Here is a 25338-nt window from a genome sequence, read left to right on the forward strand (position 1 = left end):
CTAGACGGCCGGCGGGTTCAGCCGAGCGAAGGCTTCCTGGCGGTGGTATGGAAAATAGGGATAGGCCGCTTCCGCCGCGCTGGCCTCGTCGAGCCTTCCCATCTGGTCCGGCGCGAGCGCCCAGCCGACCGCCCCGAGATTCTGGCGGAGCTGTTCCTCGTTGCGGGCGCCTATGATCACCGAGGAGACGGTGGGGCGCTGCAGCAGCCAGTTGATCGCGATCTGCGGCACCGTCCTGTCGGTCTCGGCGGCGATCTCGTCGAGGACATCGATGACGCGGTAGAGCCGCTGCTCGTCCACCGGCGGTCCGAAATCCGCGGTCTGATGCAGGCGGCTGCCTTCGGGGAGAGGCTGCCCGCGCCTCAGCCTGCCGGTCAGACGGCCCCAGCCCAGGGGGCTCCAGACCAGGGCACCGATACCCTGGTCGAGACCCAGGGGCATCAGCTCCCATTCGTAGTCGCGGCCGACGAGCGAGTAGTAGGTCTGGTTGGCGACATAGCGCGGATAGCCGTGCCTGTCGGCCGCGGCGAGCGACTTCATGATCTGCCATCCCGAGAAATTCGAGACGCCGACATAGCGCAGCTTCCCGGCCCGCACGAGGCTGTCCAGCGTCGCCAGCACTTCTTCCACGGGGCTAGCGGCGTCGAAGGCATGGAGCTGCAGGAGGTCGATGTAGTCCGTGCCGAGGCGGCGTAGCGCATCCTCCACCGAGCGGATGAGGCGCGAGCGCGAGGTGCCGTAGTCGGCCGGGCCGTCGCCCATGGGCAGGCCCGTTTTGGTGGAGATCAGCACGCGCTCGCGCCGGCCCTTGATCGCTTCGCCCAGCACCTGCTCGGAGGCGCCGTTGGAGTAGACATCCGCGGTGTCGAACAGGTTGATGCCGGCATCGAGGCAGATGTCGACGAGCCGCCTGGCCTCCCTGGCATCCGTGGTGCCCCATGCTCCGAACAGGGGACCCGAGCCGCCGAACGTCCCGGCGCCGAAGGAGAGGGCCGAGGCGTTGAGGCCGGATTGGCCGATGTGACGATAGTCCATGGTCATGATCCTCGGTTCGGGTTCAGGCCGGGTGGCCGGCGGGGACGGGACGCCGGTCGAGGACACCGCTCCACAGGGTGAGGCCAAGGGCGGCGGCGACCAGCACGGCGCCGACGAGGGGTGTCATGCCCAGCCCGAGGGGCGAGGCCACGACCAGGCCGCCGATCCAGGCGCCGAGCGCGATGCCGAGATTGAAGGCGGCGATGTTGAGCGCGGAGGCGACGTCCACGGCCGCAGGGCGGTGGATCTTGGCAAGCTGCACCACATAGAGCTGCAGGCCGGGCACGTTGGCGAAGGAAAGGAAACCCAGCGCCGCGAGCGTCGCCAGCGTCCATATCGGGGAAACGGCTGTGAAGGTGAAGAGCGTCAGCACCAGCGCCTGCAAGGCGAAGAGGCCGATCAGGGCCTTGACGGGATTGTGGTCGGCGATGCGTCCGCCTGCGAGATTGCCCACCGCGATGGCGGCGCCGTAGAGCACCAGGATCAGGCTCACGCTTGCTTCCGAGAAGCCGGTGACCGTCTGCAGGATGGAAGCGAGGAAGGTGAATGCGACGAAGGTGCCCCCATAGCCGAGCGCGGTCATGGCGAAGACGAGCAGCAGGCGCCCGCTCCCGAGTACGCGGACCTGATCGACCAGGCGGGCCGGCGAGGCCCTCGACAGGTTGGCCGGCAGCAGCAGCGCCAGGGCGGCGAACGCGATGACGCCGAGGCCCGAGACGCCCCAGAACGTGGCGCGCCAGCCGAAGGTCTGTCCGATGAAGGTGCCGAGGGGCACGCCGGTGACGATGGCGACCGTCAGGCCCATGAACATCAGGGCGATGGCTGAGGCGCGGCGGTTGGGCGGCACGAGATCGGCGGCGATGGTGGAACCGACGGAAAAGAAGACGCCGTGCGCGAAGGCGGACAGCACCCGCGCGATCAGCAGAGGCGCGTAGCCGGGACTGAGGGCGGCGGCCGTATTCCCGATGATGAAGAGGGCCATGAGGCCGAGGAGCAGGCTCTTGCGGCCGAGGCGGCCGGTGAGGGCCGTGATCACGGGCGCGCCGAAGGTGACGCCGAGCGCGTAGACGCTGACGATCAGGCCGGCGAGCGGCAGGGTGATGTGGAGGTCGGCGGCGACGGTGGGCAGCAGGCCGACGATGACGAATTCCGTGGTGCCGATCGCATAGGCGGCAATCGTGAGTGCAAAGAGGGCAAGGGGCATGGCGAGCATCCCGACAGGGTGAAACAGTCGGGAGGGAATATCGCCGGTCCCCATTCCTATGATAATCAGGCATAATGGACGAATGATTTTGAATTGAATTCAAAGAGAGGGGACGAAGTCATGGACAACCGGGCCGGCGAGATGGAGGTATTCGTCGCGGCCGCCGAACTGCGCAGCTTCTCCGCCGCGGGGCGCAAGCTTCATCTTTCGCCGTCCGCGGTGAGCAAGCTCGTCACCCGCATCGAGGACAGGCTCGGTGCCCGCCTCCTGGTGCGCACCACCCGCGCTCTGCAGCTCACGCCGGAAGGCGAAACCTATCTGGCCCGCGCGCAGGCCATCCTCGCCGCCATCGCCGAGACAGAACGCATGATCTCGAGCGGCGGCGAGGTGGTGCCCGCCGGGCGGCTGCGCGTCAGCGCCTCCGTGGGTTTCGGCTCGCGATGCGTGGTGCCGCTCCTGCCGGACTTCCTTGCGCGCTATCCAAAGGTGGAGCTCGATTTCTCTCTGACCGACGAGGTGATCGATCTCGTCGAGGAGCGCGCCGACATCGCGCTTCGCGCCGGCCCCCTGCGCGACTCCAGCCTGAAGGCGCGCAAGATCCTGGAGAGCCGGCGCGTGATCACCGCCTCGCCCGCCTATGTCGAACGATACGGGCTGCCGGCCAAGCCGGAGGACCTGGAGCGGCACAACTGCCTGCTCTTCAACTTCCGCCGGGGGCTCGACGCCTGGCCTTTCCGCGACTCGCGGACCGGCGAGCTCCGGCGCGTTTCGGTAAGCGGCAATCTCAGCGCGAACAACGGCCCGACCATGCGCCAGCTCTGCCTCGACGGCCTCGGCCTGGTGCGCCTCGGCCGTTTCCACGTCCAGCCCGACATCGACGCGGGACGCATGGTGGCGCTGTTGGAGGACTACAACGCCCTCGACATCGAACTGATCCACGCGGTGTTCGTCGGGCATGACCATCTGGCGGCCCGCATCCGTGCGTTCGTCGACTTCCTGGTGGAGCGGATCGGGCAGGAGGCGCCCCGGTGAGGATCGATGAACCGATGTGGCGCAATAGGACGGTGATGAACCTCGATCGAGACCGGATTGGCGGAGGCCGATCAGAGTGATCTTGCCGGTGATGCCGAGGGTGACGCCGTTGTCGGCAAATATGTCCGGCCGGCATGGGAATGACGGGTTATCGGCTGTGCTCGGTTTATGAAGAAAACCGACCAGTTGAGATGAGGCGCTCTCCCTCCCGGCTCCGTGGGAAAGGAGAGCGCTTGCCTGTCTTGTTGCCGCGGAATCCTACGCCACCTTGCTTTCCTTCAACGGCTCGGTCTGCAGGTAGCTCTCCAGACTGTCGTCCAGGGCGTCCACCCACTTGGTGTGGTGCTTGGGCGCCATGGTGCCGGTCATCAGCGAGCGGTATCCGTGGTCGCGGAAACCCATGATGTTCTCCATCTTGTGGTGTTCCCACTCCATGAAGGTCTTGTTGGTGGCCTCGATGTCGAACTGCGGATAGTCGGTCTCGGCCAGCAGCTCCTTCACATAGTCGCCCTGGAACCAGATCATCTGCTCGGCGTCCTCAAGCGTTTCCTCACGGGCACGCCAGGCGTCGAAATTGGCCTTCAGCTCGGCTTCGGGCGGCAGATTGATGCGGCCCATCATGACGTCGCGCGCCCACCAGGCCTGCACGTCGAACATGTTGAAGGTGTAGAACTGGTCCTGCATGCCGATATAGAAGAGCTGCGGATTCCTATCGAAGATCACGCCCTTGTAGAGGCTGTCGGCCCACATGCGGTTCGCGGTCTTCAGGCGCAGGTCGTCCGGCAGGAAGGGGAAGTGGTGCTGGTAGCCGGTGCACAGGATCAGGGCATCGATTTCCTTGGTGGAGCCGTCGGCAAAGTAGGCGGTGTTCTTGTCGAGGCGCTGGAGCAGCGGACGTTCCTCGAAATTGGCCGGCCAGTTGAAGCCCATCGGCTTGGAGCGATAGCTGGTGGTGACCGACTTCGCGCCATATTTCCAGCACTGCGAACCGATGTCCTCCGCCGAATAGGAGCGTCCGACGATGAGGATGTCCTTGCCCTTGAACTCCAGGGCGTCGCGGAAGTCGTGGGCATGCAGCACGCGGCCGTTGAAGGTCTTCACGCCCTCGAAATAAGGAACGTTCGGCGTCGAGAAGTGACCGCTCGCCACCACGACGTAGTCGAACTCCTCGTCATACATGCGGTCATTCGGCCGGTCGTGGGCCGTTACCGTGAACTTCCTGGTCTTGTCGTCGAAGCGCACCATGCGCACCGGCGTGGAGAAGCGCACCCACTTGCGCACGTCGGCCTTTTCGACGCGGCCCTTGATGTAGTCCCACAGCACGGCACGCGGCGGGTAGGAGGCGATCGGCTTGCCGAAATGTTCCTCGAAGGTGTAGTCGGCGAATTCCAGGCACTCCTTCGGTCCGTTCGACCACAGGTAGCGATACATGCTGCCGTGGACCGGCTCGCCATATTCGTCCAGCCCGGTGCGCCAGGTATAGTTCCACAGGCCGCCCCAATCGGACTGCTTTTCGAAGCAGACGATTTCGGGGATTTCTGCGCCCTTTCTGGCGGCGGATTGGAAGGCCCTGAGCTGGGCCAAGCCTGAAGGACCGGCACCGATCACGGCTACTCTCGTCATGTGCAATTCCCCTTTGCCGAACGGCGTTGGAATGGATGGTCTGTTTTTTTGCCGCGCCGCAGGCATGCTTGGCCGCCCGCGTCGCGATTATGGTCCGCAGGTCTCCACAAGGGTTTCCTGCAGATAATATTTATTTCCTGACTATAATCGGGCCTGCGTCTATGGCAAGGCGGCATCGCGCTTTTTGGCGGATGCGGGATTCGCAGCGGCACGGCGCGGGCGCCGCGACCTGCCGGTGCTGATCATGATCCATCTCCATGCCGGAAGAGTCTCGGGCATGAAACCCCGTTACTCCGTGCTTGATCGCGGCAGCCGATTTTGCGATTTTAAGCGCATGTCCGGTTCCGATCCAAATTCCGACTTCCCGCCAAACGCCGCGCCCGGCAAGGTGCTGAGCGAAGAGGCCAGGCGCGCACTCCTGGAGGCGGCGGAGCGCCGCAAGTCCGAGCAGCCGGTGGAGCGTCCTCGCGAGATCAACGGACGCGACGGGCCTGAGCCTGTCCGCTATGGTGACTGGGAAGTGAAGGGCATCGCCTCCGACTTCTGAGGGCGACGGCCGGTGCCGCTATTTCCCGGGCTGGATTTCAAGGCCGTAGCCGAACAGGCGCGCTACCGGCGCCAGCGCTGCAAACAGTGCCTTCTGCAGCCAGACCGGCTGGTTCGCAAGATAGAGATGGTCGCGGTAGCGATGCAGAACCAGCGCCATGAGCAGGAGATGCGGCCTGCCGCGAGCCGAGAACCACCGGCCGCGGCGCTCCGCCGTGGCCGCGAAATTGGCAAAGAAGCGTCGCTGCTGCTGCGGCGGATCGAAGATCACCGAGAATTCCGTCTGCCGGTCGTGGCCGTTGACGAAATAGTGCGGTGCGCCGCGCCGGATCGTGATGGATTCGCGCTCCCGGACCATATGGGCGTGTCCGTGGATCATCACCTTCAGGCATCCCGAACGCACAATGAAGGTTTCGTCCGAAGCGGGATGGACGTGTTCCAGCCCATCGGCGCCGCCCGAGCCGTTCCGGCCCAGAACGACGTCGAAGCAGACGGGGTCGGACTCGTCGAGATGAGCGGGAAAGATGAAGGCTTCCTGGTTGAAGGCGTTGCGCAGGACGAGGCTGTCGTCCGGCACCGGTATGTCGTGGAGATCGGCCAGGCAGATCTGCATCAGAAGGAACCTCCATCCACCACGTGGAGGCTATATAGCGGCAGCGGGCGGCGCACGGGCCGGGCGGCGTTCCGCCGGCGCGCGAACAGCCTGTCGAGCCAGCGATAGAACCGGACGCCGGGCTGCAGGGCTTGATAGAATTCGCTCATGATCTGGTCCTCTCGTCGGACGTGAATGTCTCGCGGTGCCGGGCATTGGCCGCAGCTGCCGTCGATCGAGCGTGACACGGCTTCGATGTTTTCGCGTATTTGTCCCTTGAATCCGGGCGAATGCTGGCGATTTTCACGCTCTGATGCCTGAAAAGCATATTGTTTTCTAATGGTTGAAGTATCTGTAACCTTGGATACAGGCCTTTCTACCAAAACAGCCGACGTCGACTGCTTCCGCAGGGGCAGACATGCGGGGTGGAGGCGTTCTCGTGTCGTGATTCCATCCGTGATCCGCAGGATGGATTCCGGCCGCGAAGAGCGCTGTGCCTGCCTCAGATGGGCGAGGTCTGCACGCCGGTGGCCTTGACGAATGAATTGTCGAATCGGGAACGAGACAGCCAGGGCAAGCCCTTTATAGCGGGCCAGGTGCTCTTCGTGTTGGCGACATGACTTATAGGACGACGGCGACGTCGAATCGTCATTGTAGGGGTGTACTTCTCCGAGAATCGTCGCCCACGCGGCTGCTCGCGCGAGGCAAGACTCGAAGTCTCGGAATCCCGCAAGGCTTGCGGCCGCCGCCGGCGAATTCCTGGATTATTTCGCGGATGTTTCTGCGTGATCGCGATTTCGTAAAATAGATATCACAATAATTTCAAGCCGAGCCGTCTCGTTTTGCGTTGCGGCTGTCCGGCGGCGGGCGTAGAGAATCCCTATTGCATGACGAATTGCCGTTCGAGTTTCCAAAAAGGAGAATGATCGTGAACAAATTCATTGTTGCGGCGGTCGCTGCCGCCGGCCTGTCCCTCTCCGCTTCCGCTGCACTCGCCCATGGCCATCTGGTCACCGGCCCTGAACTCTACGCAACACCTGCCACCAGCGAGCCGGTGCCGGCACCAGAGAGCACCGCTCCAGCCCACAAGACCAGGATCCTCCGCCATACGGCGCACGTTCCGCGCGCCAATACGGCGTCCTGACGTCCATCGTCACGACTGATTTCAGAACCAAAGCATTCTCTAGGCTTTCCATTATTATCTTCGTGTATGATTTTTTAAATGTGTAGCGAACGCCGTCCCGGCCAGCCGGGGCGGCGTTTTCCTTTTGTGGCCTGCCAGCCTATTGGCCTTCTTTCCGCTTCGAATTCATCTGCGTTAACAGCTTGGTAACCATGATCGGTGCCATGATGCGGCCGTGCGCTCTCACGGCACGATCTCGAAATTTCCTTGAATAGCTGCCGCAAGGACTCTTTCGGCGGGAGTCAGGGGGAGAGTAAAGTGAACTGATTCGGGGAACGGGACCGGCGGCTGCATCACAGGCCGGACGGTTCGGATTTCCGCGTAGGACGATGTTGCAGGCATTCCCGGCGCCCGGCGCCCCGTCTTGCCGTCGTCTCGTTGCGTTTCAGGGTGAGCGGAACGTCAGGTGCCGGCTTCTGGCCGGTGCCGAGGGGATTCGGATTCGTCGAGAGAAGATGCGGCAGGACAAGCACATAGAGCGAGATTCCTCCGGCAGCCGCTGGACTCCGCCCCTCATGTGCGCCGGGCTCGCCACCGCCGGTGCGCTTTGCGCCTCGACAGCGCTTGCCGCCGACAGTTTTCCGCACGAAATCGCCTTTTTCGGTGACCTTTCCGGCGCCGATCGCCGCATCCTCGCGATGCTCGCTTTGTTCGCCGGTTTACTGATTCTGGCAACAGGGCTGGCGATCTTCTACCTTCGTGCCCGCAATGCCTGGCTTGCGCGCGATCGCGCCACGCGGGCGGAAATGGCGGGCCTGGCGGCTCGCGCCGAGCGTGCCGAGCAGCTGCTCATGTCGGAACCGCAACTGGTCGCGGTCTGGTCGGGCACCGAAGACCTGCCGCTCCTGTCGGGCGAACTGCCGGGCGTCACCATCTCGCCTTCCAAGCGTGGCCTGGTCGGTACCGGTTGGCTCGACTATCACGACACGCGCAATCTCGAGGAACACATCCGAGCCCTGCGCGAGCGCGGCGAGAGCTTTCATCTCGTGGCACGCTCGCGCCATGGCGGCTACATAGAGGCCGAGGGCCGCGCCTTGGGCGGACGCGCCGTGCTGCGCCTGCGCGACGTCACCGGAGACCGGTTGGAACTCGCCCGCCTCGCCGACCGGCACCGTCGTGCCAGCGAGGAAATCGAGGCGATCCGTGCGCTGCTCGACGAGGCGCCGGTACCGCTTTGGCTGCGCAATGCCAACGAGAAGCTGACCTGGGTCAACAAGGCCTATGCCAGGGCGGTCGACGCCCAGGATGAGAGCGATGCTCTCAACCGGGACATCGAACTGCTCGATCGTCCAGCCCGTGAGGACGCCGGCAAGGCCCGGCATGAGGGTAAGCCCTTCCTCAAGCGTGTCCCGGCCGTCGTGGGCGGGGCACGGCGCACGCTCGACGTCATCGACATTCCCTCGTCACGCGGTTCGGCCGGCATGGCGATCGACGTCTCCGAGGTCGAGACGATGCGGGCCGATATCGGGCGCCAGATCGAGGCGCATGTCCGTACCCTCGACCAGCTCGCCACTGCCGTGGCCATCTTCGATGCCGACCAGCATCTCACCTTCTTCAACGCCGCCTTCGCCGCCCTGTGGCAGCTCGATCCCGCCTTCCTGGACGAGAAGCCGACCGACGGCGAAATCCTCGATCGCCTGCGCGCCCAGCGCCGGCTGCCCGAGCAGGCCGACTTCCGCGCCTGGAAGTCCAAGCTGCACGAGGCCTATCGGGCGCTCGAGCCGGCGGAGCATTGGTGGCACCTGCCCGACGGGCGCACATCCCGCGTGGTCACCACCCCGAATCCGGCCGGCGGCGTCACCTATCTCTTCGAGGACGTGACGGAGCGCATCGACCTGGAGGCGCGCTACAAGGCCCTTTCCCGCGTGCAAGGCGAGACGCTGGAAAACCTGAAGGAAGGCGTCGCCGCATTCGGCTCGGACGGCCGCCTGCGCCTGTCCAACCCCGCCTTCGCCCAGATCTGGCGCCTGCCGGCCGAGATGCTCGAGAAGCGTCCCCATATCGACGATGTGGTGGCGCGCTGTTCCCTCCTGTTCCGCGACGAAGGCATCTGGCAGGGCCTCAAGAACGCCATTACCTCCATCGGCGACGCCCGCCGCTCGATGGAGGACCGCATGACGCGCGTCGATGGCAGCGTCATCGAGTTTGCGACCGTGCCCCTGCCCGATGGCGGCACGCTTGCGACCTTCACCGACGTCACCGACTCGGTGAATTTCGAGAATGCCCTCCTCGAGAAGAATGAGGCTCTGGAGGAAGCGGGCCGGCTCAAGAACGACTTCGTGCACCACGTCTCCTACGAGCTGCGGTCGCCGCTGCAGAACATCATCGGCTTCGTGCAGCTCATGGCCGATGGCGCAGCCGGGCCGCTGAACGAGAAGCAGCGTCAGTATGCCGGCTACATCAAGACCTCCTCGGACGCGCTCTACGCCATCATCAACAATATCCTCGACCTGGCCACCATCGATGCCGGCGCCATGACTCTCGACCTCGGCAAGGTCGACATCCGCGAAGCCATGCAGGGCGTCGCGGAAGCCGTGCAGCCGCGCCTGGCCGAAACCGGCGTGCGGCTGGAGATGAAGGCGAGCCAGCAGATCGGTTCCTTCGAGGCCGACGGCCAGCGCGTGCGCCAGGTGCTGTTCAACCTTCTCTCCAACGCCATCGGCTTCTCGCAGGCAGGGGGCACGGTGACGCTCTCCGCCCTGCGCAAGGGGCAGGAGATCGTCTTCCGCGTCGAGGATCGCGGCCGCGGCATCTCGCAGGCCGTCATCGACCGCGTGTTCGACCGCTTCGAATCCCATGGCGGCTCCAGCGGCCATCGCGGCGTCGGGCTCGGCCTCTCCATCGTGCGCTCCTTCGTCGAGCTGCATGGCGGCAGTGTCGAGCTCGTCTCCGAGGAAGGCCGGGGCACGATCGTGACCTGCCGTTTCCCGGTCGATGCTTCCGCGCACAGGGAGGCGGCGGAATGAGGAGGCGTTGCTGGGGCGAGGCACGGGCTTCCACGGGAACGCGACGCCAGGGACTTCCCTCCCTCTTGTGGAGAGGGAGTGGCCAGCGCCCCGCCTCACTTGTAGAATCCCGCAGTTTTCGCTCGCCGTTATCCGAAGGCCCCAGCCATTGACCGATCTTCTCACCCACCAATGGACACTCGACCTTCCAAACGAGGCGGCCACCGACATGCTGGCGCGGGATCTCGCGCCCGTCCTGAAGGCAGGTGATCTCGTCACCTTGTCAGGTGATCTCGGCGCCGGCAAGACAGCCTTCGCGCGGGCCCTGATCCGGCAGATCGCCGGGGATCCCGAGCTTGAGGTCTCCAGCCCCACCTTCACCTTGATCCAGCTCTACGACACGCCCTCCTATCCCGTCGTGCATGCCGACCTCTACCGCATCGGTCACGCCAGCGAGCTTGAGGAACTGGGCTGGGACGAGGCGCCCGACGGCGCGCTCGTGCTGGTGGAATGGCCCGAGAAGGCGGGAGACGCCTTGCCGCCGGACCGGCTCGACATCCGCTTCGTCCACGCCGGCAAGAGCGAGACCGCCCGTCGCGCCACGCTGCTCGGCACCGGGGAATGGTCGCGGCGCCTGCGCCGCATCTCTCAGATCGGTGACTTCCTGCGCGGGGCCGGATGGCAGGATGCCACCCGCGTGCATATCCAGGGTGACGCCTCCACCCGCACCTACACACGCCTGATCCGCGGCAACACCACCGCGATCCTGATGAACTCTCCCGCCCGCACCGACCGGGTGCCGGTGCGCTACGGCAAGACCTACAGCCAGATCGCCCATATCTCGCAGGACGTGAAGCCCTTCGTCGCCATGGATCGGGGCCTGGCGGAGCGCGGCTTTTCCGCGCCGCAGATCATCAAGGAGGATCTGCTGCACGGCCTGCTGCTCCTGGAGGATTTCGGTTCGGCCTTTATCGCCGAGGGCGGCACGCCGCTTCCCGACCGCTATGGTGTCGCCATCGACATGCTGGCCGAACTCCACGCCCTGGAACTGCCGGATACCCTGCCCGTGACGCCGGCAATCGCCCACAGGATCCCGATCTTCGACTACGGCGCCCTGGATATCGAAGTGGAGCTGCTGCTCGAATGGTATCTGCCGCTGATCGGCTCGCCGCAGCTCTCGCAGCGCAACCGTGACGCCTTCACGGCGCTCTGGCGTGCCGCGCTTTCCCCAGCCGTGAAGGGCGAGAAGACATGGGTGCTGCGCGACGTGCATTCACCCAACCTGATGTGGCTGCCCCAGCGCGATGGCGTCCGCAGGATCGGCCTGCTGGACTTCCAGGACGCCATGATAGGCTCGCCGGCCTATGACGTCGCCGCACTCTGCCTCGATGCCCGCGTCACCGTCCCGCAGGGGCTCGAACTCCAGCTGCTGACGCGCTACGTCAAGGCCCGCAAGACGGCAGAGCCTGCGTTCGACCCGGCGGAATTCGCCCGTGCCTACGCGGTGATGGCGGCCCAGCGGAATACCAAGATCCTCGGCCTGTTCGCCCGCCTCGACAAGCGCGACGGCAAGCCGGCCTACCTCAAGCATATCCCGCGTATCCGCACCTATCTCGACAGGGCGCTCGCCCATCCTTCCCTCGCAGAGCTGAAGGAATGGTTCGAGACCTTCGTCTTCGCGATCGAGGCGCGCCAGTCGTGAGCAACGCGGACAAGCCCTTCGGCACGGCGATGCTGCTGGCCGCCGGCCTCGGCAAACGCATGCGTCCGCTGACCGACAGCAAGCCCAAGCCTCTCGTCGAGGTCGCCGGCAAGACCTTGATCGATCACGTGCTGGATCGGCTCGCCTTCTCCGATGTCGAGACGGCGGTGGTCAACGTGCATTATTTCGCCGAGCAGATGGAGGCTCATCTCGCCGGGCGCAGGCGGCCCAGGATCCTGATCTCGGACGAGAGATCAGGCTTGCTCGATTCCGGGGGTGGCGTGCGGAAGGCCCTGCCGCTGCTGGGGAAGGCTCCTTTCATCGTCTGCAATTGCGACAGTTTCTGGATCGAGGGACCGCAGGTCAATCTCGACGCATTGAAGGCGGCCTGGGACCCCGGGCGTATGGATATCCTGATGCTCGTCGCCGCCACGGCCAGCAGCATCGGCTTCGATGGCCGCGGCGACTACCATCTCGACAGCCATGGCACGCTCAGCCGCCGCCGCGAATGCGAGACGGCGCCGTTTGCCTATGCCGGCGTGCTGCTGATCAAACCCGAGCTTTTCGCGGGCACCTCCGAGGCCTTCTCGCTCAACCGCCTGTTCGACGAAGCGGAGGCGAAGGGTCGCCTCTTCGGCAAGCGTCTCGACGGCATCTGGCTGCATGTGGGAACGCCGCTGGCCGTGGCGGAGGCCGAGGAGCGGATAGCGCTCTGGACGGTGGATTGATCCCGTCTTCCTTTTTCGCGGCTCGTATCGCTCCAGCAAGCCCCCTACACCCGGAGATAGTCCTCCCTCGCGCAACACGCTATAAGGGCGCCTCCTTCCGGAGCCCTTCGATGCTCGATCCCGCCAGCCTCGCCTTCTATGCCGGCACGCTTTGCGTGGCCGCCGCGCTGCCTGGTCCAGGCGTGACGGCGCTCGTGGCGCGTGTTCTCGGCAAGGGGGTGCGCGGGAGCATCGGATTTGCAGCGGGCATCGCGTTCGGCGACGTCGTATGGCTGGGTTTTGCGGTAGCGGGCCTCGCCGTGCTGGCGCAAAGCTTCGGCACGGCTTTTCTCGTCATCAAATATGCGGGCGTGGCCTATCTGCTCTATCTCGCCTGGAAGCTGTGGACGGTGCCGTCCGTGGCGCATGCGGTCGAGACGGATACGCGGCGCGAGCGAGCCTGGCGCACCTTTCTCGGCGGGCTCTCGATCACGCTCGGCAACCCCAAGGTGATGGTATTCTACACCGCGCTGCTGCCCAATCTGATCGATCTCGGCCATCTTTCCGCGGGCGGCTTCATCGAACTGGCGGTGGTGACGGAGCTGGTGCTCGCCGCCGTCTTCGCCTCCTACATGATGCTCGCCGGCCGTGCCCGGACGCTGCTTTCCAGTCCCTGCGCCATGCGCCTGCTTGCTCGCGGCTGCGGTACGCTGATGGCCGGCACGGCCGTATCGATTGCCACCCGCTGAACGATCGAATGTCCCCCGCAAGTTCCCGAAGCTTCGGCGGAAGAGCTCACATATCAAGTTTAGCAACAATTATTGTGAGGGTATGAAAAGTATATCCAGCTTTTGTTTGAGATTTTTCGGCCTTGAGACTTGCTGCGGATATTGAGACGCTTCTCCGGATCGCGGGTTCGAATTGTGTCGATAAACTCCTGAAAAACAACAAAAATGCACGGTTTTGGGCATGAAATTTGGCGCGGGAATGCCTATATTCCTAACCGAATCAAAAACGAGTTGCTGTATGTCCGATCCCGCCGTCTCCGAAACCCCCGAAAATGCCTATGGCGCCGATTCCATCAAGGTTCTCAAGGGCCTTGATGCCGTGCGCAAGCGGCCTGGCATGTATATCGGCGATACGGATGACGGCTCGGGCCTGCACCACATGGTCTACGAGGTGGTCGACAACGCCATCGACGAGGCCCTGGCCGGTCATGCCGACATCGTCACGGTGACGCTCAATCCCGATGGGTCCGTCACCGTCACCGATAATGGCCGCGGCATACCCACGGACATCCACCCCGAGGAGGGCGTGTCGGCGGCCGAAGTGATCATGACGCAGCTGCATGCCGGCGGCAAGTTCGACCAGAACTCCTACAAGGTCTCCGGCGGCCTCCACGGCGTCGGCGTTTCCGTGGTGAACGCGCTGTCCTCCAAGCTCAGGCTTCGCATCTGGCGCAGCGGCCAGGAGCACGCGATGAGCTTCAGCCATGGCGATGCCGATGGGCCGCTGAAGGTCGTCGGCCCGGCCGGGGACAAGCGCGGCACGGAGGTGACCTTCCTGCCCTCGACCGAGACCTTCACCAAGGTCGAGTTCGACTATGCCACGCTGGAGCGTCGCCTGCGCGAGCTCGCCTTCCTGAATTCGGGCGTGCGCATCGTGCTTACCGACCTGCGCCATGGCGGGGAGAAGAGCGAGGAGTTGATGTATGAGGGCGGTCTCGACGCCTTCGTGCGCTATCTCGACCGCTCCAAGAACGCCTTGGTGCCCGCGCCGATCTATGTGAAGGTCGACCGCGACGGCATCGGCGTGGAGGCGGCGCTGTGGTGGAACGACAGCTACCACGAGTCGGTGTTGTGCTTCACCAACAACATCCCGCAGCGCGACGGCGGTACCCATCTCGCGGGCCTGCGCGGCGCACTGACGCGCCAGGTCACCGGCTATGCCCAGTCCTCCGGCATCTCCAAGAAGGAGAAGGTGGAGATGACGGGCGACGATTGCCGCGAGGGCCTGACCTGTGTGCTCTCGGTGAAGGTGCCCGATCCCAAGTTCTCCTCGCAGACCAAGGACAAGCTGGTTTCTTCCGAGGTGCGCCCCGTGGTGGAAAGCGCCATGAACGAGGCGCTCTCGACCTGGTTCGAGGAACATCCGGCCGAGGCCAAGACCATCGTCGGCAAGGTGGCGGAAGCCGCCGCAGCCCGAGAAGCCGCCCGCCGCGCCCGCGAGCTGACGCGCCGCAAGGGTGTGCTCGACGTCGCCTCGCTGCCCGGCAAGCTCGCCGACTGCCAGGAGCGCGATCCCGCCAAGGCCGAGCTCTTCATCGTCGAGGGCGACTCGGCAGGCGGCTCGGCCAAGCAGGGCCGCGCCCGTGAATATCAGGCGGTGCTGCCCTTGCGCGGCAAGATCCTCAACGTCGAGCGTGCGCGCTTCGACAAGATGCTGTCCTCCGAGCAGATCGGCACGCTGATCACGGCGCTCGGCACCGGCATCGGCTCCGAGGAGTTCAACCCGGACAAGCTGCGCTACCACAAGATCATCATCATGACGGATGCCGACGTCGACGGCAGCCATATCCGGACGCTGTTGCTGACGTTCTTCTTCCGGCAGATGCGCGAGATCATCGATCGGGGCCATGTCTATATCGCCCAGCCGCCGCTCTACAAGGTCTCGCGCGGCAAGTCGGAGCAGTACCTCAAGGACGAGCGGGCGCTGGAGGATTATCTGATCGACACCGGCGTCGAAGGTTCGGTCCTCAGGCTCGGTACGGGCGAGGAACGTGCCGGCCAGGATCTGCGGGCCGTCATCGGCGACGCACGCAACATCCGCACGCTGCTCGGCGCCCTGCACAGCCGCTATGACCGCACCGTGGTCGAGCAGGCTGCCATCGCCGGCGCGCTCAACATCGGCGTCGTTGCCGATCCCGTCCTCGCCCAGCAGGCAGCCGAAGAGGTGGCCCGACGCCTCGACGAGCTCGCGGAGGAGTTCGAGCGTGGCTGGACCGGCACGGTGGACAAGGGCGGCTATCTGTTCGAGCGGACGATTCGCGGCGTGAAGGAAGCCCATATCCTCGATGCCCAGCTGCTCGCCACGGTCGATGCCCGCCTGCTGGACGATCGATCGGCGGCGCTGCGGGAGATCTACGGCTCGCCGGCAACTCTCACCCGCCGCAGCGACGAGACCATGGTGCACGGCCCCGTCGCCCTGTTCGAAACGCTGATGGAGGCCGCGCGCAAGGGCCTTTCGCTGCAGCGCTACAAGGGCCTGGGCGAGATGAACCCGGACCAGCTGTGGGAAACCACGCTCGACCGCAACGTCCGCTCGCTGCTCAAGGTGCAGGTGAAGGAAGTCGTCGAGGCCGAGGATATCTTCACCAAGCTGATGGGCGACATCGTCGAGCCCCGCCGCGAGTTCATCCAGGACAACGCGCTGACGGCAAACCTCGACGCCTGAGGACAGGCGAGGCTGTCGTTTGCCAGAGAAGTCTGTACAGGATCTCGAAGAGGCGCCGTCTACCGGCGCTTCGCGCATCTGCGCTCGCAAGTAGCGGGAGCGCGGGATAGGAGAGACAGTCTTCAAGGTTGATGGCGGCGGATGGCCGCCCTTGCCGAAGCGCTCTCCCGTGGAGACGGCATGTTCGCCTCGCCGGATCCTGCGGTTCATCCAGTGTTCACAAAGTCTCTGGTCAAATGGCGCGCCCCGTTTCGGCGGCGTAATCCCCATTCGATGGAACCAGAAGGTCAGCCCCCATGGATGATGCAAAGAGTGTCGCGGTCGCAGCGGAGATCGTGGCCGCCTATGTCTCGAACAATTCGGTGTCCGCAGCCTCTCTCCCCACCTTGATCGGAGATGTGCACCTTGCCCTGCAGCGCCTCAAGAGCGGCGAGAGCGCTCCCGCCGAGGCGGAGCAGCCGAAGCTCATGCCGGCCGTGCCGATCAAGAAATCGGTAACGCCGGATTTCATCATCTGCCTTGAGGACGGCAAGAAGTTCAAGTCGCTCAAGCGGCATCTGTCGTCGACCTACGACATGACGCCGGACGACTATCGGGCGAAGTGGGGCCTGCCCAACGACTATCCGATGGTCGCTCCGAACTATGCGGCCCAGCGCTCCTCGCTTGCCAGGTCCATGGGGCTTGGAAGCAAGGGGCGCGGCAGGAAGTAGCGGCGCTCTCGTCAGGCTGCAGCCGCGAGGGGGAGCGGCGAGGCAGCGTCCACGAGGCCCTCGGTCTTGAGATCGGACCAGAGGGAGGCCGGGATCGGCCAGTGCATATACGCCAGGTTCTGTTCGAGCTCCGCCACGGAGCGTGCACCGGGAATGACGCTCACCACGAGGGGATGGCCGAGCGGGAACTGCAGGGCGGCGGCGGGAAGGGGCACGCCGTGGCTCGCGCAGACTTTCTCGATGCGCCGCACCCGCTCCAGTATCTCCGGCGGGGCCGGCCGTGTGTTGAAGGTCGCCCCCTCCACGGGGCCGCTCGCCAGGATGCCGGAATTGTACGGACCGCCGACCACGATCCTGGTGCCGCGCCTTTCGCATTCCGGCAGCAGGCTGGCGAGCGGCTCCTGCTCGAGCAGCGTATAGCGTCCGGCCAGCAGGAAATAGTCGAAGCGGCCCGCGGTTACGAAGTCGGCCAGCATCTGCCACTGGTTGATCCCGACGCCGACGGCCTTGATCACGCCCTGGGCCCGCAGTTCGTCGAGGACGGGATAGGCCCCCTCCATCGCCTCCTTGAAGCGGCTGCGTGCGAAGGGATCCTCGCCGGGACCGAAATGCAGCGCCTCGTCGGGATCGTGGATCGCCAGCATGTCGATGGCATCGACGCCGAGCCTCGCCAGGCTACCCTCGATCGAGCGCAGCACCGCGTCGCGCGAATAATCGAAATCGGCGCGGAAGGGGGGCGCATCGTCCCATAGCACCGGTTTCACCTGCTCGGGCGGAATGGGCACCAGATCATAGCCCACCTTGGAGGAGATGACGATCTCGTCGCGGGGCAGCGAGGCGATTGCCTCGCCCAGCCGGCTCTCGGCTAGGCCGAAGCCGTAGACCGGCGCCGTATCGAAGTAGCGCATGCCGTTCGCGAAGGCCGCATGCACTGTGTCATGGGCCTCTCCCGGGTCCGTAGCGCGATACATGTTGCCGAGCCCTGTACCACCGAGACCCATCGTGGTCACCTTCAGCCCACCGGCTGTGACGGCTCTTCTTTCCATCTTAAACATTGATTTTCCTAGATATTTCATACCGTGCCGTGCGCGGCGACCCCCTCCTGGCAGCTCTCTCGCCGCAGGTCGCGAAAACATATTGACAGAAAATTTGTCGTACAACAAGGTAACCATACGACGGGAAGCGCGCTCCAGGCGCCGCTCATGTCGGCTCAAGGGAGGTTGCAGTGACCAAAGACAATCGGGACGAAGAGGCCGAATTTTCTGCACGGCACGGGCTCAATCGCAGGCAAGCCTTCGGCCTGGCCACCAAGGCCGGTCTCGGCGCGGCGGCACTGGCGAGCGGGGCGGCCGGATTGCTTGCCGGGGCCGATCGCGCCCTGGCTCAGGCCGCGCAGGCCAGCGCAGGGTTGCCGAAGAAGCCCTACAAATTCCATTTCGTCTGCCACGTGACGCTGGACCAGTTCTTCACGCCCTGCATCTACGGCATCCAGGACGCCTGCGCGGCCTTCGGAGCCAGCTATCAATGGACGGGATCGCAGAAGAACGTCGTCTCGGAGATGGTGAGCGCCATGCAGACGGCGATCGCCCAGAAGGCCGACGGCATCGCGGTCTGCCTCGTCGATCCCAAGGCCTTCGACGCCGCCACCGACATGGCGATCGCTGCCGGAATCCCGGTCGTCGCCTTCAATGCCGACGTGCCGGCCGGCAGCCCGAACAAGCGCCTGTCCTATGTCGGCCAGCCACTCTACACCGCCGGCTACAACGTCGCCATGAAGTGGCTCAAGCTCCTGCCCAAGGACGCACACGTGATGCTTACGATCGGCGTGCCGGGTTCGCTCAACACCCAGCCGCGCCTCGACGGCTACATCCAGGCGATCAAGGATTTCGGCAACGGCATCACCTATGACGTCGTCAATTCGGGGCCGGACCCGCAGACCGAGATATCGCGCGTCGAGAGCTATTATCTCAGCCACCGGAACGTCGCGGGCCTGTTCGGCACGGGCGGCTCGGACACCTATGCCTGCGGCTTTGTCTCCAACAAATACGGGCTGGCCAAGAAGGGCGGCGTGGTGGCGGGCTTCGACCTGTTCCCGCAGACCCTGACCTTCATCAAGAGCGGGGACGTCACCTTCACCACGGACCAGCAGGCCTATCTACAGGGCTTCCTGCCGGTGCAGCAGATGTTTCTCTACAAGGTTTCCGGCGGTCTCGTCGGCCCGGCGAACAGCGATACCAGCCAAGCCTATGTCACGAAGGACAATGTCGACAACTATCTCGGGCAGACGCGCTTCGAGGGCCGCACCAATACCGAGCCGACGTAGAGCCGTCGGCACTTCGGTCGGCGCGTTCGAGGCGGGAATGGCGATGTCCGGCTGCCGTTCCTCGCTTCAGCCGCCCATCGTTTCAAAGAATGGCGGTCTCCGGCCGCCACTCCAAGGCGCGAAAGTTCCTCATCGATGAACACGAATTCAAGCAATTCCGGCACGGTGCCGGCCAGCACGGTCGTCACGCGAAGGCCACCGCCCGGCAATGTCCTCGTCACGTTGCTCTCCCGCTACAGGGAAGCGAGCATTGCGGTCGTCGCCGTGCTCCTGGTCGTCTATTTCCAGATCGGCAGCAATGGCGGCTTCCTCACCACCCAGCTCATGAGCGTGGTCCTGCGCGATGCCGGCCGCCTCGGCATGATCGCGGCCGCCGAGGTGATGCTGATGATCACCGGCGAGATCGACCTCTCGCTGAGCAGCACATTCTCGCTCGCGCCCTATCTGATGGTGCTGATGTCGATCACCTTTGGACTGCCGCTCTATGCCGGTGCGGCCATCGGCGTCCTCCTGGGCGTCCTCGTGGGGTTCGTCAACGGCTTCATCACGGTGAGGCTGCGCGTACCCTCGCTGATCACCACCGTGGGCACGCTGTTCCTGCTGCAGGGGATCACCGTTTCGATCTATGACAGCCAGCCGATCGTCGCGCCGAGCGAGGAGCCGTTCAATGCCATCTTCGGCGAGAGTCTCTACGGGCCGGACGATTCACTGCTGTCGTTCCACGGCCTTTCGGCCTTCTCGCCCTTCCTGTGGGCGCTGCTCGTGGTTCTCGTACTCGCGGTGGTCCTCACGCGCACGCGGTTCGGCCTCCATACCGTCGCCACCGGCAGCAACATCACCGGTGCGCGCGAGATCGGCATTCGTACGGACTGGATGAAGATCTACAACTTCATAATCGCCGGAGGCATCGCCGCTTTTGCCGGCATCATCAACACGGCCGAGTTTTCCTCCGCCGATCCCACGGCCGGCAGCCCCTTCCTCACGTTGCAGGCCATCGCCGCCGCCGTCATAGGCGGCACCTCGCTCATGGGCGGCTCGGGTACCGTGGTCGGCTCGCTGATCGGCGCCTTCGTGGTCGCCGCCCTCAACAACGGGCTGGTGATGGTCGGCGCGCAGGCGACCACCTCGGACATCTATCTCGGCGCCGCCATCGTCGCGGCGATGATCCTCAATGTGCAGGTCGGCCGGTTGCGGCTGAGGAGGCGGGCATGACCGACGATACCCTGCCGCCGCTGGCGGCGGATGCTCCAGTCATCCTGGAGATGCAGCACATCAGCAAGAGCTTCGGCCCGGTGACGGCGCTGGTGGACGTCAGCCTGAAGCTGCGCAAGGGCGAAGTCCTCGCGCTGGTTGGCGACAACGGCGCCGGCAAGTCGACGCTGATCAAGACGATGTCCGGCTTTCACGCGCCGGACGGCGGCAAGATGTTCTTCCAGGGGGAGGAAGCCAGTTTCTCATCGCCCCGCGACGCGCGTGCCCTCGGCATCGAGACTGTCTATCAGGATCTGGCGCTGATCGGCGATCTCAGCGTCTACCACAACATGTTTCTCGGCCGGGAGCAGCGCCGGCGCTTCCTCGGCTTCAACCTTCTCGACAATGCCCGCATGCGCGCATTGTCGCGCGGTTATCTCGACACGCTCGGCATTTCCATTCCCAGCGTGGACAGCACCGTCGACATGCTGTCCGGCGGCCAGCGCCAGTGCATCGCCGTGGCCCGCTCGATCTATTCCTCGCCGACCGTACTGATTCTCGATGAACCCCTCGCGGCCCTCGGCGTACGCGAGAGCGCCCATGTGCTCGGCCTGATCCAGAACCTGCGGCGTCAGCGGCAAGTCTCGGTGGTGCTGATCGTCCACAACTACAACCAGATCTTCGAGGTCTGCGACCGCATCAACTTCCTTCATTCGGGCGAGATCGTGCTCGATGCCGCAACGTCCGACACGAGCGAGGAAGAACTCATCCGCATCGTCAAATCCGGCCTCGGCAAGCGCGCCATCATGGCGGCCGAGCAAGAAATAGCGCCCATCCTTCCGAGGCAGGGCTGAAGAGCTGAGAGGACATCTCCATGAAGATCGACGTCAGGCACGCCTCGCACCCCGATGCTGTGCGAGGATACGACACGCAGACGCTGCGGCGCCATTTCCTGGTGGAGAGGCCGTTCCAGGCCGGCGAAATCAGCCTCGTCTATTCCCACTACGACCGCATGGTGATCGGCGGCGCGACACCGCTGGAAGAAAGCCTCGTCCTGACGGCTCCGAAAGCCGTTGGACAGGAGACGTTTCTCGCAGAGCGCGAGCTGGCCGCCCTCAACATCGGCGGGGCAGGTCGTATCGTCGTCGACGGCATGGCCTACGCACTGTCGAAATATGACTGCCTCTATGTCGGCCGGGGCGTGCGGGATGTGCGCTTCGAGAGCGCCGATGCGACATCGCCTGCCAAGTTCTATCTCGTCTCGACGCCGGCCCACGCAAGCCACCCCGCCGTACTTCTGACCCGCGACAAGGCGAGGCATCTGGCGCCGGGCGATGCCGACACGGCCAACAGGCGCTCGATCTACCAGTATGTCCACCCCGAGGTCTGCCAGTCCTGCCAGCTTACCCTCGGCTTCACCATGCTGGAGCCGGGCAGCGTATGGAACACCATGCCGAGCCACACCCATGATCGGAGAATGGAGGCCTATCTCTATTTCGACCTGGACGCCGACCAGCGGGTCTTCCATTTCATGGGCGAGCCGCAGGAGACCCGGCACATGGTGGTGGCCAACGAGCAGGCGATCATCTCGCCGCCCTGGTCGATCCACTCGGGCGCCGGCACCAAGAACTACAGCTTCATCTGGGCCATGGCCGGGGACAACAAGAATTTCACCGACATGGACCACATCGCCATTGCCGATCTGAGGTGAGCGCCGTGCACAATCCCTTCGATCTGGAAGGCCGCATCGCCGTGGTGACGGGCGCCAATACCGGCATCGGCCAGGTAATCGCGCTGTCCCTCGGTCGGGCGGGCGCGGCAATCGTGGCCGTGGGGCGTTCGCCGATGGACGAGACGCAAGCCCTCGTGAAGGAGACGGGCGCCCGGTTCCATGCCATCAGGGCCGATCTCGGCAGCATCGAGCCGGTGAAGGCCATCGTCGCTGAAACGGTGTCGATTTTCGGCGGTCTCGATATCCTGGTCAACAATGCCGGAATCATCAGACGAGCCGATGCGATCGATTTCGGCGAGGAGGACTGGGACGCGGTGCTGGGCGTCAACCTGAAGACCGCCTTCTTCCTGTCCCAGGCCGCGGCACGCCACATGATCGGTATGGGTCGGGGCAAGATCGTCAACATCGCTTCGCTGCTCTCCTTCCAGGGCGGCATCAGGGTGCCCTCCTATACGGCGTCCAAGAGCGGGCTCGCCGGCGTCACGCGCCTGCTCGCCTGCGAATGGGCCGGCAAGGGCATCAATGTGAACGCGATCGCGCCGGGCTACTTCGTCACCAACAACACGCAGGCGCTGCGTGCCGACCCCGATCGAAATGCGGCGATCCTTGCGCGGATCCCCGCAGGCCGCTGGGGCGACCCGGCCGACATCGGCGGGACGGCCGTCTTCCTGGCCTCCACGGCCTCCGACTACGTGCATGGCGCCGTCATTCCCGTCGATGGAGGCTGGCTGGTGCGGTAGGGCGTTTTGTATTTTGACGGAATGGGTAAAACGCAAAGACGCGTCGAAAAACAGAGAGCTGAAGAAAAGCGGCATTTCTACCTAAACGCGCTTTGCTCTAGGGATCGCCGAAATCGTGCGATACGGCGTTGAGAACATCGTTCCGGCTGGCGGTATTCGCCGGCCTCGCGGGCGCTCGCCATCTCCTCCAAGAGCCTGATTTCATGGCGTTTCGGCATTTCCAGGCCGCATCGGCGGAAGCCTCTTGCCGGTCGCCGGGAGAAAGAGTACGGTTACCTTCTTGAGGGGTTGTCGTACAATCTCTGTAAGCAAGGCTGCCGGGACCGGAATGCCGCAGGACGATGGCGGCGCGGACAACCGGATCACTCAAAGGGAGGTTTTCGCATGAACGACAGGATCAGTTCGCGTCTCGGTATCCTCAATCGCCGGTCATTCCTCGCCACGGTGGCGGCGGGCGTAACGGTGGCTGCGTTGCCCAGCCGGCTCTTCGCGGCGGACAAGCCCACGCTCGTCACCTCGATCCGCTCGCTGTCCAATCCCTATCATGCGGTCTGGAAGACCGGCGCGGAGGCTTTCGCCTCGGCGGTCGGTCTCGACCATGTGACGCTCGTCTCTGAAGGCAACAGCGAGAAGGGCATTGCCGACATCAAGGCCATGCTGGCCAAGACCGGCGGCAACATGGTGCTGAATTCGGATCCCAACGACACGCCGGATGCGCGCCCCATCGTCGAGTCCTGCGCCAAGGCCGGCGCCTATGTCGTGACCCAGTGGAACAAGCCCGACGATCTGCATCCCAAGGACTTCAATCCCAACTACGTCTCCCACATCGAATTCGACGGCATCGCCAGCGGCAAGCAGATCGCGGAGATCCTGTTCAAGTCGATGGGCGGTTCGGGCGGCATCGTCGCGCTCGGTGGCCAGATCTCCAACACGGCGGCGATCGAGCGCAAGAAGGGGCTCGACGCCGCGCTTGCCGCCAACCCCAATGTCAAGCTGCTGGATTTCCAGGTCGCCAACTGGAAGTCGTCGGAAGCCTATGATCTGACCGGCAACCTCCTCACCCGCTTCGGCGATGACGTCAAGGGCATCTGGGCGGCGAACGACGACATGGGCACGGGTGCATTGGAAGCCCTGCGCTCCGAAAACCTGGCGGGGAAGGTGCCCGTCGTCGGCGTCGACGGCATCAAGGCGGCCGTCGATGCGGTGCGCAAGGGCGAGTTCGCCTGCACGGTGACTTCCGATCCCTTCTGGCAGGGCGGCATGGGGCTCGCCATCGGCCTGGCGGCACTCCAGAAGAAGATCGACCCGGCCAAGGAGCCGCCCGAGCATCGCGAATTCTATGGCAAGGCCGTCCTGATCGCGAAGGACAACGTCGAGGACTACTACAAGACCAACATCGACTCCCATCCGACGCTGGACTGGAGCGACCTGTGGGGCCGCGTGACCGGTCCGATCCGCGCCTAGTCCGGCGGTGTTCCTCCTGCCGTCCGCGGCTTCTCCCCCGCGACTGGCTCACTGTCGGCGGGCGCTCCGCGCGCCCGCCGGCGTTTCCGGATGACGTAGCGAGGTGCCGTCTTTGACCATCAATGCCGAGAACATCAAGGCCGTCGCGAAGGGCGGGCGGGAAGGTACGATGCCGAGCTTTGCGAGTCGCCTGTTCAACAGGCGGAACCTCCAGCGCTGGCGCAGCTATGCGCCGGCCCTCGTCCTGATTGCACTTTGCGTCCTGATCACGATCGCCAATCCGAACTTCATCGAGCTGCGCAATCTCGTTCGCGTCGCAAACTCGGCGGCCGTGCCCCTGACCCTCGCCATGGGTCTCACCTTCATCATCCTGCTCGGCAGCATCGACCTGTCGGTGGAGGGTTCGCTATCCATAGCGGCGATGGTCACTGTCCTGCTCGCTGCCAACGACGCCAACGCCAACTCCTATGGCTGGCTCGCGGTTCTGGCGGCCGTCGCAGCCAGCACCGCCATGGGATTCGCGACAGGCCTGATCCAGACTTTCCTGCGCATTCCCTCCTTCATGGCCACGCTCGGCGTCTGGTTCATCGGCCTCGGCATTTCCGTCTACATGCTCGGCGGCTCGGCCGTCAGGCTGATGGATCCAACGATCCGCGACCTCGCCTTGGCCCGCTTCCTCGGCCTGCCGCTCGCGGTCTGGGTGGCGCTGGGCGCCCTCGCGTTGGCCTGCGTCATCCAGTATCACACCCGGCTTGGCCGCCACATCATGGCGATCGGCGGAGGCGAGGACGTCGCCGAGCTGTCGGGCATCAATCTGCGCCGGGTGCGCATCATGGCCTTCGGCCTCGCGGGCTTCTTCTTCGGCATGGCGGGCGTGCTCGCGGCCGCGCAGCTCGGCCGCTCCGACGCGGTGATCGCCGACGGGCGTCTGTTTGCCGCCGTCACGGCCGTCGTCGTCGGAGGAACCGCACTGACGGGCGGCGAGGGAGGCGTGATCAATACGCTCGTGGGCGTCCTGATCGTCACCGTGCTGGGCAACGGCATGATCCTGCTCGGCGTCTCCCCGTATGTCCAGCAGACGGTCCAGGGCCTGATGATCATCGCGGCCGTCGCCCTCTCCCTGGATCGCCTGCGCCTGAGGATCGTGAAATGACAG

General features: G+C 64.6%; 22 protein-coding genes. 16 read left to right on the plus strand and 6 right to left on the minus strand.

Going from position 1 to position 25338, the window contains the following annotated elements; all coding sequences use genetic code 11:
- On the minus strand, positions 1–1035 hold the full coding sequence (locus AC6H34_RS10425; RefSeq protein ID WP_497538756.1) for an aldo/keto reductase: 1035 nt from the start codon (positions 1033–1035) through the stop codon (positions 1–3).
- Positions 1036–1057: 22 nt separating this feature from the next.
- Positions 1058–2239 (minus strand): MFS transporter, encoded by a 1182-nt coding sequence (locus tag AC6H34_RS10430; RefSeq protein WP_497538757.1) that lies wholly within the window; start codon positions 2237–2239, stop codon positions 1058–1060.
- Between the two features lie 120 nt (positions 2240–2359).
- Between AC6H34_RS10430 and AC6H34_RS10435 the strand changes: the two genes are divergently transcribed.
- Positions 2360–3271, plus strand: a complete 912-nt coding sequence (locus AC6H34_RS10435) for a LysR family transcriptional regulator (RefSeq protein WP_497538758.1) — start codon at positions 2360–2362, stop codon at positions 3269–3271.
- Between the two features lie 258 nt (positions 3272–3529).
- On the opposite strand, the gene AC6H34_RS10440 is transcribed toward AC6H34_RS10435, so the two are convergent.
- Entirely contained in the window at positions 3530–4894 is a 1365-nt protein-coding gene (locus AC6H34_RS10440) for a trimethylamine monooxygenase (protein ID WP_497538759.1), read from the minus strand.
- A 334-nt stretch (positions 4895–5228) separates the two neighbouring features.
- On the opposite strand from AC6H34_RS10440, the gene AC6H34_RS10445 reads away from it, so the two are divergent.
- Positions 5229–5441 carry a DUF1674 domain-containing protein gene (locus AC6H34_RS10445; protein WP_448150079.1) on the plus strand — a complete coding sequence of 71 codons (213 nt, stop codon included), beginning with the start codon at positions 5229–5231 and terminating at the stop codon, positions 5439–5441.
- 18 nt (positions 5442–5459) lie between these two features.
- On the opposite strand, the gene AC6H34_RS10450 is transcribed toward AC6H34_RS10445, so the two are convergent.
- Both AC6H34_RS10450 and AC6H34_RS10455 read right to left on the minus strand, forming a co-directional pair.
- Positions 5460–6053, minus strand: coding sequence for a cupin domain-containing protein (locus AC6H34_RS10450; RefSeq protein ID WP_497538760.1), 594 nt, complete (start codon positions 6051–6053; stop codon positions 5460–5462).
- Positions 6053–6202, minus strand: coding sequence for a hypothetical protein (locus AC6H34_RS10455; protein WP_448150077.1), 150 nt, complete (start codon positions 6200–6202; stop codon positions 6053–6055). Before AC6H34_RS10455 ends, AC6H34_RS10450 begins: the two co-directional genes overlap by 1 nt.
- Before the next feature lie 758 nt (positions 6203–6960).
- Between AC6H34_RS10455 and AC6H34_RS10460 the strand changes: the two genes are divergently transcribed.
- The 7 genes from AC6H34_RS10460 to AC6H34_RS10490 all read left to right on the plus strand — a co-directional run bounded on the left by AC6H34_RS10460 (position 6961) and on the right by AC6H34_RS10490 (position 16732).
- A complete protein-coding gene (locus AC6H34_RS10460) occupies positions 6961–7176 on the plus strand; it encodes a hypothetical protein (protein ID WP_448150076.1) in 216 nt (71 codons plus the stop codon).
- Positions 7177–7670: 494 nt separating this feature from the next.
- A complete protein-coding gene (locus AC6H34_RS10465; protein ID WP_448150075.1) occupies positions 7671–10181 on the plus strand; it encodes a PAS-domain containing protein in 2511 nt (836 codons plus the stop codon).
- Between the two features lie 148 nt (positions 10182–10329).
- A complete protein-coding gene (tsaE, locus tag AC6H34_RS10470) occupies positions 10330–11862 on the plus strand; it encodes a tRNA (adenosine(37)-N6)-threonylcarbamoyltransferase complex ATPase subunit type 1 TsaE (RefSeq protein WP_497538761.1) in 1533 nt (510 codons plus the stop codon).
- A gap of 29 nt (positions 11863–11891) precedes the next feature.
- Positions 11892–12590 carry a nucleotidyltransferase family protein gene (locus AC6H34_RS10475; protein WP_497539873.1) on the plus strand — a complete coding sequence of 233 codons (699 nt, stop codon included), beginning with the start codon at positions 11892–11894 and terminating at the stop codon, positions 12588–12590.
- A gap of 110 nt (positions 12591–12700) precedes the next feature.
- Positions 12701–13318 (plus strand): LysE family translocator, encoded by a 618-nt coding sequence (locus AC6H34_RS10480; RefSeq protein WP_497538762.1) that lies wholly within the window; start codon positions 12701–12703, stop codon positions 13316–13318.
- Between the two features lie 277 nt (positions 13319–13595).
- Positions 13596–16022, plus strand: a complete 2427-nt coding sequence (gyrB, locus tag AC6H34_RS10485; RefSeq protein ID WP_448150072.1) for a DNA topoisomerase (ATP-hydrolyzing) subunit B — start codon at positions 13596–13598, stop codon at positions 16020–16022.
- Positions 16023–16318: 296 nt separating this feature from the next.
- Complete coding sequence (locus tag AC6H34_RS10490; protein WP_448150071.1) at positions 16319–16732, plus strand: Ros/MucR family transcriptional regulator; 414 nt, start codon at positions 16319–16321, stop codon at positions 16730–16732.
- Between the two features lie 11 nt (positions 16733–16743).
- Here the strand turns inward: AC6H34_RS10490 and AC6H34_RS10495 are convergent, their stop codons facing one another.
- Entirely contained in the window at positions 16744–17787 is a 1044-nt protein-coding gene (locus AC6H34_RS10495; RefSeq protein ID WP_497538763.1) for an aldo/keto reductase, read from the minus strand.
- Between the two features lie 170 nt (positions 17788–17957).
- Here AC6H34_RS10495 and AC6H34_RS10500 point away from each other — a divergent pair, with 170 nt between their 5' ends.
- The 7 genes from AC6H34_RS10500 to AC6H34_RS10530 all read left to right on the plus strand — a co-directional run bounded on the left by AC6H34_RS10500 (position 17958) and on the right by AC6H34_RS10530 (position 25335).
- Positions 17958–19055 (plus strand): sugar ABC transporter substrate-binding protein, encoded by a 1098-nt coding sequence (locus AC6H34_RS10500; RefSeq protein WP_497538764.1) that lies wholly within the window; start codon positions 17958–17960, stop codon positions 19053–19055.
- Between the two features lie 135 nt (positions 19056–19190).
- Positions 19191–20267 carry an ABC transporter permease gene (locus AC6H34_RS10505; protein ID WP_497538765.1) on the plus strand — a complete coding sequence of 359 codons (1077 nt, stop codon included), beginning with the start codon at positions 19191–19193 and terminating at the stop codon, positions 20265–20267.
- Positions 20264–21100 carry an ATP-binding cassette domain-containing protein gene (locus AC6H34_RS10510; protein WP_448150067.1) on the plus strand — a complete coding sequence of 279 codons (837 nt, stop codon included), beginning with the start codon at positions 20264–20266 and terminating at the stop codon, positions 21098–21100. The genes AC6H34_RS10505 and AC6H34_RS10510 overlap by 4 nt, the downstream gene beginning before the upstream one ends.
- Positions 21101–21120: 20 nt before the next feature.
- Positions 21121–21957, plus strand: a complete 837-nt coding sequence (gene kduI, locus AC6H34_RS10515) for a 5-dehydro-4-deoxy-D-glucuronate isomerase (protein ID WP_497538766.1) — start codon at positions 21121–21123, stop codon at positions 21955–21957.
- Positions 21954–22718: a 2-dehydro-3-deoxy-D-gluconate 5-dehydrogenase KduD gene (gene kduD, locus AC6H34_RS10520; RefSeq protein ID WP_497538767.1), complete on the plus strand. Its 765-nt coding sequence runs from the start codon at positions 21954–21956 to the stop codon at positions 22716–22718. The genes kduI and kduD overlap by 4 nt, the downstream gene beginning before the upstream one ends.
- 384 nt (positions 22719–23102) lie before the next feature.
- Positions 23103–24182: a sugar ABC transporter substrate-binding protein gene (locus tag AC6H34_RS10525; protein WP_497538768.1), complete on the plus strand. Its 1080-nt coding sequence runs from the start codon at positions 23103–23105 to the stop codon at positions 24180–24182.
- 103 nt (positions 24183–24285) lie between these two features.
- Entirely contained in the window at positions 24286–25335 is a 1050-nt protein-coding gene (locus tag AC6H34_RS10530; RefSeq protein ID WP_497538769.1) for an ABC transporter permease, read from the plus strand.
- Positions 25336–25338: the final 3 nt, after the last annotated feature.

Source organism: Labrys sp. ALF-8 (assembly GCF_059699065.1).

Excerpts from the sequence above, each read along its gene's own strand:
- AC6H34_RS10450 (WP_497538760.1), bottom strand. The coding sequence starts at position 6,053 with ATGCAGATCTGCCTGGCCGATCTCCACGACATACCGGTGCCGGACGAC.
- AC6H34_RS10425 (WP_497538756.1), bottom strand. The coding sequence starts at position 1,035 with ATGGACTATCGTCACATCGGCCAATCCGGCCTCAACGCCTCGGCCCTC.
- AC6H34_RS10445 (WP_448150079.1), top strand. The coding sequence starts at position 5,229 with ATGTCCGGTTCCGATCCAAATTCCGACTTCCCGCCAAACGCCGCGCCC.
- AC6H34_RS10430 (WP_497538757.1), bottom strand. The coding sequence starts at position 2,239 with ATGCCCCTTGCCCTCTTTGCACTCACGATTGCCGCCTATGCGATCGGC.
- AC6H34_RS10465 (WP_448150075.1), top strand. The coding sequence starts at position 7,671 with ATGCGGCAGGACAAGCACATAGAGCGAGATTCCTCCGGCAGCCGCTGG.
- AC6H34_RS10525 (WP_497538768.1), top strand. The coding sequence starts at position 23,103 with ATGAACGACAGGATCAGTTCGCGTCTCGGTATCCTCAATCGCCGGTCA.
- AC6H34_RS10440 (WP_497538759.1), bottom strand. The coding sequence starts at position 4,894 with ATGACGAGAGTAGCCGTGATCGGTGCCGGTCCTTCAGGCTTGGCCCAG.
- AC6H34_RS10480 (WP_497538762.1), top strand. The coding sequence starts at position 12,701 with ATGCTCGATCCCGCCAGCCTCGCCTTCTATGCCGGCACGCTTTGCGTG.
- kduI (WP_497538766.1), top strand. The coding sequence starts at position 21,121 with ATGAAGATCGACGTCAGGCACGCCTCGCACCCCGATGCTGTGCGAGGA.
- gyrB (WP_448150072.1), top strand. The coding sequence starts at position 13,596 with ATGTCCGATCCCGCCGTCTCCGAAACCCCCGAAAATGCCTATGGCGCC.
- AC6H34_RS10475 (WP_497539873.1), top strand. The coding sequence starts at position 11,892 with ATGCTGCTGGCCGCCGGCCTCGGCAAACGCATGCGTCCGCTGACCGAC.
- AC6H34_RS10435 (WP_497538758.1), top strand. The coding sequence starts at position 2,360 with ATGGACAACCGGGCCGGCGAGATGGAGGTATTCGTCGCGGCCGCCGAA.
- AC6H34_RS10495 (WP_497538763.1), bottom strand. The coding sequence starts at position 17,787 with ATGTTTAAGATGGAAAGAAGAGCCGTCACAGCCGGTGGGCTGAAGGTG.
- AC6H34_RS10505 (WP_497538765.1), top strand. The coding sequence starts at position 19,191 with ATGAACACGAATTCAAGCAATTCCGGCACGGTGCCGGCCAGCACGGTC.
- AC6H34_RS10490 (WP_448150071.1), top strand. The coding sequence starts at position 16,319 with ATGGATGATGCAAAGAGTGTCGCGGTCGCAGCGGAGATCGTGGCCGCC.
- AC6H34_RS10510 (WP_448150067.1), top strand. The coding sequence starts at position 20,264 with ATGACCGACGATACCCTGCCGCCGCTGGCGGCGGATGCTCCAGTCATC.
- AC6H34_RS10455 (WP_448150077.1), bottom strand. The coding sequence starts at position 6,202 with ATGAGCGAATTCTATCAAGCCCTGCAGCCCGGCGTCCGGTTCTATCGC.